7 protein-coding genes are annotated in these 8,561 nt (G+C 74.3%); 3 read left to right on the plus strand and 4 right to left on the minus strand.

Features of this window, described 5'->3' with window-relative positions:
- The first annotated feature begins 114 nt into the window (after nucleotides 1-114).
- Nucleotides 115-330: a DUF6479 family protein gene (locus tag ACK586_RS20510; protein ID WP_409332362.1), complete on the plus strand. Its 216-nt coding sequence runs from the start codon at nucleotides 115-117 to the stop codon at nucleotides 328-330.
- Between the two features lie 7 nt (nucleotides 331-337).
- On the opposite strand, the gene ACK586_RS20515 is transcribed toward ACK586_RS20510, so the two are convergent.
- From ACK586_RS20515 to ACK586_RS20530, 4 genes are all read right to left on the minus strand, one after another.
- Nucleotides 338-1,345, minus strand: coding sequence for an iron-siderophore ABC transporter substrate-binding protein (locus ACK586_RS20515; protein ID WP_409332363.1), 1,008 nt, complete (start codon nucleotides 1,343-1,345; stop codon nucleotides 338-340).
- Between the two features lie 88 nt (nucleotides 1,346-1,433).
- Nucleotides 1,434-1,841, minus strand: a complete 408-nt coding sequence (locus ACK586_RS20520) for a Rieske (2Fe-2S) protein (RefSeq protein ID WP_409332364.1) — start codon at nucleotides 1,839-1,841, stop codon at nucleotides 1,434-1,436.
- Complete coding sequence (gene nirB, locus ACK586_RS20525; protein ID WP_409332365.1) at nucleotides 1,838-4,369, minus strand: nitrite reductase large subunit NirB; 2,532 nt, start codon at nucleotides 4,367-4,369, stop codon at nucleotides 1,838-1,840. The genes ACK586_RS20520 and nirB overlap by 4 nt, the downstream gene beginning before the upstream one ends.
- Entirely contained in the window at nucleotides 4,369-6,981 is a 2,613-nt protein-coding gene (locus tag ACK586_RS20530; protein ID WP_409332366.1) for a molybdopterin oxidoreductase family protein, read from the minus strand. The genes nirB and ACK586_RS20530 overlap by 1 nt, the downstream gene beginning before the upstream one ends.
- Nucleotides 6,982-7,141: 160 nt before the next feature.
- Between ACK586_RS20530 and ACK586_RS20535 the strand changes: the two genes are divergently transcribed.
- Both ACK586_RS20535 and ACK586_RS20540 read left to right on the plus strand, forming a co-directional pair.
- On the plus strand, nucleotides 7,142-7,942 hold the full coding sequence (locus ACK586_RS20535) for a TetR/AcrR family transcriptional regulator (protein WP_409332367.1): 801 nt from the start codon (nucleotides 7,142-7,144) through the stop codon (nucleotides 7,940-7,942).
- Nucleotides 7,943-8,005: 63 nt separating this feature from the next.
- Nucleotides 8,006-8,410, plus strand: a complete 405-nt coding sequence (locus ACK586_RS20540; RefSeq protein ID WP_409332368.1) for a PRC-barrel domain-containing protein — start codon at nucleotides 8,006-8,008, stop codon at nucleotides 8,408-8,410.
- The last annotated feature ends 151 nt before the right edge of the window (nucleotides 8,411-8,561 follow it).

Below are 8,561 nucleotides of genomic sequence, written 5' to 3' on the forward strand. Positions count from 1 at the left end.
CTCACCCCGGAGCTGGGCCCTAGGGACCTCCCACTGTCCAGACCTCGCCCGATCCGGCAGCCCCGCCCGGGGCCGCCCGGCCCCCCCCCCGTCCGCCGGTCCCGCGGAGGTCCTGTGTCCGACTCCCTGCTCGTCGTCGTCGTGGCGCTGGTCGCCCTGGCCGTCATCGCTGCCCTGCTGGTGGCCGGACGCCGGCACCGGCGGCGGCAGGGGGCCGCGCCGCGACCCTCCAACGACCCGCCGCGGCCCGGGGAGTCCGGCGCCGCCGACGCCCGCGGAGCGGTCAACCGGAACAGCTGGATGCTCGGGGGCGGCGGCAGCGGCGGCTGACCTCGGCTCACGCGCCGGAGGCCTGCACGACCTCCGAGATCTTCGGGACCAGGCTGTCCAGCAGGTACGGCAGGCTCAGGACGCTGGAGAACTGCAGCGCGTCGTAGTCGGCGCCCTCGACGAACAACGACCGGCCCTCGGCCACCGCCGGGATGGCGCCGAGGATCGGGTCGCCCTCGATCTGCGCGCGCTCCGCCGCCGAGCCGGCCTGCCACAGCAGCACGTCGGCGTCCAGCAGCCCGGCCTGCTCCTGGCTGACGGTTCCGTAGAACTCCTCCCCGGCGATCTCGTCGAGCTCCGGGTCCACGACCATCCCGAAGTCCAGGAAGAACTGCGTGCGGGTGTCGCTCGAGGCGTGGAACGGGTACTCGCCCTGGTAGGCCACGCCGGACAGGGTGACGCTGCGGCCCTCCAGCTCGGCGTGCGCGGCGCGGACGTCTGCGAACCGCGCCTCGACCTCGGCGACGAGCTCCTCGGCGCGCTCCTCCTGGCCCAGCGCCCGCCCGGTGACGAGCGTCTGGTCCTGCCACGGGGTACCGAACGCCGGGAACTGCGCCGGCTGGACGACGACCGGGGCGATCCCGCTGAGCGTCTCGTACTCCGCCTCGGTCAGGCCGGCGGTCACCGCCATGATCAGGTCGGGCTCCAGGACGGCGACCTGCTCGGCGTCGATCTCCGCGCGCGGCAGGATCACCGGCTCGGCGTCCCCGGCCGCGTCGTCGGCCCAGGGGAAGAACACGTCGTCCTCGGGACCGAAGGCGTAGCGGACGCCCACCGGGACGACGCCGAACGCCAGGATCGCGTCCTGCTCGGTGTATCCCAGCGACACGACCCGCTGGGGCTCCTGGGGGATCTCCGTCTCGCCGTAGGCGTGCTCGATGGTGATCGGGAAGGCGGACGAGCCCTCCGCGGCGGACGACGACGCGGCGGAGTCGCCGGCGTCGGCCGATCCGCAGCCGGCGAGGAGGAGCGGGAGCATCAGGCCGGCGAGCACGGCGCCCCGCGTGCGGTTCATGATCGACATGAGCACAGTTCTAGCCGCACAGGCTTGGTTAGGCAAGCCTTACCTGGCCACGCGGCCGGATCGAGATGCGGTGAGGGCCTTACGCGTCCACCACGAGCATCCCGTCCACCTCGCGCACCGGGTACACCCGCACCGCGTGGGAGCCGCTGATCGCGACGCCGTCCACCCACCGGTAGGCGTACAGGTGCAGCGGGCAGACGAGCACGTCGGGATCGGTCTGCCCGTCGGCCAGCGGCCCGCCGGCGTGCGGGCAGGCCGCCTGGGTGGCGTGCAGGGAGCCGTCGCGCAGCCGGAAGACGGCGACCTGGGCACCGCCGGCGACGAAGGCACGCCCCTCCCCCGGCGGCACGTCCTCGACCCGGCCGACGGTGTGCGCCCGCCCACCCGGTGCGGGCGCCCGGCCGGGGACGGCGACCTCGGTGGCCGGACTCCCGAGCTCCGTGCCGGCGGTGGTCGGCTCGGCGACCTCCGTGTGCGTGACGCTCATCGGACGGGCACCTCCGGCAGGGCGACCAGCGGCAGGGACGTGCGGAACTGCCCCGGGGTGGCCGGCTGCGCGGCGTCCTGCCCCCACGGGTCGCGGTAGGCGTCGACCGAGCGCTGCATGTTCGCGTCGAGGTCGGCGCAGATGCCCTCGCTGTCCTCCAGAAGGACCTGCCTGATCCGCTCCAGGCCGATCCGCGGGACGAAGTCGTAGGTGCGCTCCAGCCAGTTGGCGTTCTCGCGGTAGTACTGCACGAACCGCCCGGCGAGCCGGATGACCTCCCCCGGGGAGTCGACGGTGGCCAGCAGGTCGCCCTTGCGCACGGTCGCCCCGGCGGCGCCGCCGACGTAGACCTCCCACCGGCCGTTGCCGACCGCGACCACGCCGACGTCCTTGACGTAGGCCTCGGCGCAGTTGCGCGGGCAGCCGACGACCGCCATCTTGATCTTCGCCGGGCTCTCGATGCCCTGGAACCGGCTCTCCAGGTCGATGCCGAGCTGGGTGGAGTCGCCCAGGCCGAAGCGGCAGAAGTCGCTGCCGACGCAGGTCTTCACCGTGCGCATGCTCTTGCCGTAGGCGTAGCCCGAGGGCATGCCGAGGTCGGCCCACATGGCGGGCAGGTCCTCTTTGCGGACGCCGAGGAGGTCGATCCGCTGACCGCCGGTCACCTTGACCATGGGGACCTCGTACTTCTCGGCGACGTCGGCGATCCTGCGCAACTGCGCCGGCGTGGTCACCCCGCCCTTCATCTGCGGGACGACGGAGAAGGTGCCGTCGCGCTGGATGTTGGCGTGGACGCGATCGTTGATGAACTCGCCGTCCTTCTCCGGCACGAAGTCCACGCCCCACACCATCTTGAGCAGCGAGGTCAGCCCCATCTTGGACTTCGCGTCCTCCTTGCCGCCCGGGGCGAGGGCGGCGAAGACCTGGGAGACCGACCGCAGGTCCTGCTCGCGGATGGCCGCCATGAGCTCGGGCTTGGCCAGCGGGATCCCCGGCACGTACCAGGACGCCGAGGGGTCCTCGGTGACGTCGCCGTCGGCGGCCCACTCGACGATCTGCCTGACCAGCGACTTGCAGGAGCCGCAGCCCTTACCCGCGCGGGTTCGGTCCATGACGGCACCGACCGAGCCGCAGCCGTCGGCCACCGCGCCGCAGATCGCGCCCTTGGTGACGCCGTTGCAGTTGCAGACCTGCGAGTCGGCCGGCATCTCGGCGACGCCCACGTCCTCCGCGCCGTCGGAGAGGTCGACCAGCAGCCGGATCCGCTCCTCGGGCAGGGGCGAGCCGCGGTCGAAGGCCTGCGTGAGGTAGGCGACCTTGCGGGTGTCGCCGAGCAGGGTCGCGCCGACCAGCCGGTCGTCGCGGATGACGACCGACAGGTGGACCCCGCGCTTGGGCTCGGAGATCACCAGGAACTCGTCGTCGTCCCGCTCGGGGGTGTTGATCCCCATCGTGGCGACGTCGACGCCGGCGACCTTGAGCTTCGTGGCGGTGCGGCTGCCGGTGTACTCGGCGGTGGGGTCGGTGCCGGTGAGGACGTCGGCCAGCACCTTCGCGTGCTCCCACGCCGGGGCGACCAGGCCGTAGACCGAGCCGCGGTGCTGGGCGCACTCCCCGATCGCGTAGACGTCGGGGTCGTCGGTCCGCAGTTGGTCGTCCACGACGATCGCCCGCTCGACCTCGAGCCCGGACCGGACGGCGACGTCGGTGTGCGGGCGGACCCCGGCGGCGACGACGAGCAGGTCGCAGTCCAGCCGCCGGCCGTCCTCGAGCAGCACCCCCTCGACGTGATCGGCGCCGAGGACCTCCGAGGCCAGGACGTCCAGGTGCACGATGATGCCGAGCTCCTCGACGCTCTTCCTGAGGATCGCGCCGGCCTCCGCGTCGAGCTGGGCGTTCATCAGCCACGGCATCGCGTGCACGAGCTCGACCTGCAGCCCGTGCCCCTGCAGGGCCCGGGCGGCCTCCAGGCCGAGCAGGCCGCCGCCCATGACGACCGCGCGCCGGCACCGGCCGGTGGCTTCGAGCATCGCCCGCGTCTCGTCGATGGTGCGGAAGCCGTGGACGCCGGGGAGCAGCGCGCCGTCATCCCGCCGGACGCCGGCCATCGGCGGGATGAACGAGTAGCTGCCGGTGGCCAGCACCAGGTGGTCGTAGGGCCAGCTGCTGCCGTCGGAGCCGTGCACCACCTTGGCGGCGGTGTCTGCCCGCGACACCCGCACCCCGGCGCGCAGGTCGACGCCGTTGTCGGCGTACCAGTCGTGGCTGTTGAGGACGATCTCGTCCTCGGCCGACTCCCCGGCCAGCACCGGCGAGAGCATGATCCGGTTGTAGTTGCCGTGCGGCTCGTCGCCGAGGACGGTGATCCGGAACTGCTCGCCGCCGCCGCGCTCGAGCACCTCCTCCACGAAGCGCGCGCCGGCCATGCCGTTCCCGACGATGACCAGCCGCGCGCGGGCGTCGAGCTCGTCGTCGCCCAGCGACAGCGAGGTGAGGCCCTCCGGACGTCCGCCGAGGATCGCGGTCATCAGACCTCCACCAGCCCGAGGTCGACGACCAGCTCGCCGGTGACGCCCTCGGGCGCCGCGGCGTGCAGCTCGACGACGGTGCCGCCGGGCAGGTCCTCGACCACCCGCAGCGGCACGTGCACGTCGCCCTTCGCCCCGATGGGGAACCAGCGCATCGGCTCGCCGTCGCGCAGGAGCAGGACGTAGACCAGCTCGCTGCTGGAGTTCCCGCCGCGGAAGTACAGCGCCTGGGCGCTCAGGCCGGAGGGCACGGTGTAGCGCAGGGCAGCGTCGACGGGGCCGGGCTTGGCCAGCCCCTCCCCGGTGATCGGGTAGACGCCTTGCAGGAAGCGCGGGGTGCTCTTCACGCGGGTGCTCCTCTGGGGTCGCGACGGTCGGGGCGCGGGTCGGGCCGGCGGGCGTGGCTCGGGGACGGCGGGCGGGGCGTGCGGGCGAAGCCGCGGCTGGGTGGCGGCGGCCGGCGGGTCGATGCGCTCGGTCGGGCCGCCGATGCGGGCGACCGCGACGGCGCAGACCTTGAAGGCGGGCATCCGGCTGGTGGGGTCTAGGGCGTCGGCGTCGGTGAGCGCATTCGCGCTGGAGCCGCCGCCCCAGTGGAAGGGCGCGAAGACGACGTCGGGTCGGATCGTGTCGGTGACCTGGGCGTGGAAGCGGGCGCGGCCGCGGCGGGTGGCGAGCTCGACGACGTCGTCCTGCGCGATCCCCAGGCGCCGGGCGAGGTCGGGGTGCAGCTCGGCGCGCGGCGTGGGCGCCACCATCTGCAGACTCCGCGTCCGGCGGGTCTGGGTGCCCGACTGGTACTGCGCCAGCACCCGTCCGGTGGTGAGCACGTACGGGTACTCGGTGTCGGGGCGCTCGTGCGCCTCCACGTGCTCGACGCGCACGAACCGCGCCCGGCCGTCGGGGGTGGCGAAGCGGTCGGCGAACGGCCGCGGCGTCCCGGGGTGCAGGTCGGACGGGCAGGGCCAGAACACGCCTTGCTCGGCGTCGATCCGGTCGTAGCTGATGCCGGAGTAGTCCGCCGCTCCCCCGGCGCTGGCCCGCCGCAACTCGTCGAAGACGGTCTGCGGGTCCCCGGAGAAGAGGTGCCCGGCGCCGAGCCGGTCGGCCAGCGTCGCCAGCAGCTGGAGGTCGTCGGGGATGCCGGCCGGCGGGTCCAGCGCGCGCCGGCGCCGGATGACCCGTCCCTCGACGTTGGTCATCGTCCCGTCCTCCTCGGCCCACATGGCGCTGGGAAGGACGACGTCGGCGAGCTCGGCGGTCTCGGAGAGGAAGAAGTCGCTGACGGCGAGGAAATCCAGGTCCTGCAGCCGGCTGACCACCCGCCGGGCGTCGGGGGCCGAGACGGCGACGTTGGAGGCCAGGACCAGCAGCGTGCGCACCCCGCCGTCCGTCCCGAGGGAGTCGAGCAGCTCGAAGGCGCTCCTGCCGGGCAGGGGGAGGTCGTCGGGGTCGACGCCCCAGACGGCGGCCACGTGCGCGCGGGCGGCCGGGTCGCGCAGCGACCGGTAGCCGGGCAGCTGGTCGGCCTTCTGCCCGTGCTCGCGGCCGCCCTGCCCGTTGCCCTGCCCGGTCACGGTGCCCCAGCCGCTGCCCGGCCTCCCGGGCAGCCCGAGGGCCAGCGCCAGGTTGATCCACGCCTGCGCCGTGTCGGTGCCGCTGCGGTGCTGCTCGGCGCCGCGGGCGGTGAGCACGATCGCCTTCTCCGCCCGCGCCAGCGCCCGCACCGTGCGCCGCTGGTCGGCCACCGGCACGCCGGTGAGCCGCTCGACCCGGTCGGGCCAGTAGGCGGCGACCCCGGCGCGGACGGCGTCGAAGCCGGTGGTGCGCGCGGCGACGTACTCCTCGTCGACCAGGCCCTCGGCGACCGCGATGTGCAGCAGCCCGTTGGCCAGGGCGAGATCGGTGCCCGGCAGCGGTTGCAGGTGCAGCGCGGCGGTGCGGGCGGTGGCGGTGCGCCGGGGGTCGACGACGACGTGCTCGGCGCCGCGGTCCCGACCGGCGTCGAGGTACTGCATCGCCGGCGGCATGGTGTCGGCCGGGTTGCTGCCGACCAGGACGACGACGTCGGCCCCGGCCACGTCCGACAGCGGGAACGGCAGGCCCCGGTCCAGGCCGAACGCGCGGTTGGCCGCGCCCGCGGCCGAGGACATGCAGAACCGGCCGTTGTAGTCGATCGCCGAGGTGCGCAGCGCGACGCGGGCGAACTTGCCGAACTGGTAGGCCTGCTCGTTGGTCAGCGAGCCACCGCCGAAGCAGCCGACGGCGTCAGGGCCGTACGCCTGCTGGGTGCGGCGGATCGCGACGACCACCCGGCCCAGCGCCTCGTCCCACGCGGCCTCGACCAGCGGGCTGGTCCGGTCGCCGGGCACCGCGCGCACCAGGGGGTGCAGCAGCCGCTCGGGGTGGTCGAGCAGCTCGACCGACGACCACCCCTTGGAGCACAGGCCGCCGCGGTTGGTCGGGAAGTCCAGCGGGACGACCGTCGCCGGACGGCCGCCGGCGGTGACCCGCATGCCGCACTGCAGGGAGCAGTACGGGCAGTGCGTGTCCGTCGTCCGCGACCGGTCGGCCGCGCCGGCGGCGGGATCGGACGCGGTCGCGGCGGGCATGGGGACGAGGGTGGCGGGCCCTGGTTTCCCGGCGTGGACCTCGGCGTCAACGATGGGTTCCGAGGACCTCACAACCGGGCATCGACGTCGGTGCGGTGCAGGTGACCGGGCAGGATGCAGACGACGTGGCGGGCTCGTGGCGGCCGGCCGAGGAGGTGCCGTGGCGACATCCGGCGACCACGACGGTGCAGGTCCGGACCCGGACTCACCCGCGGCCCGCGGCGGCGCGGCGGCGGTGCTGTCCGTGGGCCCGCCCGACACCGGGCGGCTCCCCCTGGACCGGCGGCGCATCCTCGGCGCCGCCGTCGAGTTCATCGACGCCCACGGCCTCAGCGCCCTGACCATGCGCCGGCTGGGCGCCGCCCTCGGCGTCGAGGCCATGGCCCTCTACCGGTACGTGCCCGGCCGCGAGCAGCTCCTCGACGGCGTCGTGGAGAACGTCGTCGACGAGCTCTACGGCGACCCCGACGTCCACCTGGAGGCCGCGCACGGCTGGCAGGAGTACCTGCAGCGCCTCGCGCACGGCGTGCGCCGCATCGCGCTCGCCCACCCGGAGGTCTTCCCGCTGGTGGCCACGCGCCCGCCGGCGGCGCCCTGGGTGCGCCCGCCGTTGCGCAGCCTGCGCTGGATCGAGTCCTTCCTCGTCGCGCTGACCAGTCACGGCTTCTCCGAGGACTCGGCGGTGGCCGCCTACCGCGCCTACAGCAGCTTCCTGCTCGGTCACCTCCTGCTCGAGGTCTCGCAGAAGGGGGTACCGGTCAACGCCGAGGACGCCGGGCTGGGCGAGCCGGACGCGCCGCCGGGCCTCACCGGGTACCCCACGGTCGTGCGGCTGCAGGACCTGCTCTCGGTCGACGAGTCGGCCGCGGAGTTCGACGAGGCGCTGGAGAACCTGCTCGGCCGGCTGGACGTGGTGCGCCGGGAGGGACGCAGCCCGCGGCGTCCGCAGTCGTTCGCCTGATCGGTTTTCCGCCGCAGGCCCCGCGGGCAGGTCCGGGGCCCGCAGACACCCCCGAGGAGCACCGTGATCCCCGAGCAGCAGATCGGCACCCTGTCCGGCACGACCGTCGTCGGTTCCGACGGCGAACTCGGCACCGTCACCGACGTCTACCTCGACTACACCACCGGCCGCCCCGAGTGGGCCGTCGTGCGCACCGGGCCGGACGACGACGGGCGGGCGTTCCTCCCGCTGGCCGAGGCGACCCTGTCCGGCGACCGGCTGGAGGTGCCCTACGACGTCTCGACGGTGCAGGACTCGCCGCACCGCGACCTCGCGGTCGAGGGTCACCTGTCCGCCCACGAGGAGGCCGCGCTCTACCGCCACTACGGCATCGGCGCCGGCCGATCGGTCGCCGACGCCGTCGGCACCGTCCGCGGCCCGGAACCGGCGGACCGGCCCGGCACCCGGCTGCGGCGGTTCACGGGCTAGGTGCGGGCCGGGTGGCGCGGCCGGCACCGACGCCGTCGTGGTCTGATGCCCGGGTGAGACACCCTCTGTCAACCACCGGCTCAGGCGGCGTTGCCGAGGGCTCGGTTGCGGTTGGCTTGGTGGACGCCCTCGTCGTAGAGGACGCCTCGGG

This window comes from Trujillonella humicola (assembly GCF_046233715.1).
GTDB classification, from domain to species: domain Bacteria; phylum Actinomycetota; class Actinomycetes; order Mycobacteriales; family Geodermatophilaceae; genus Trujillonella; species Trujillonella humicola.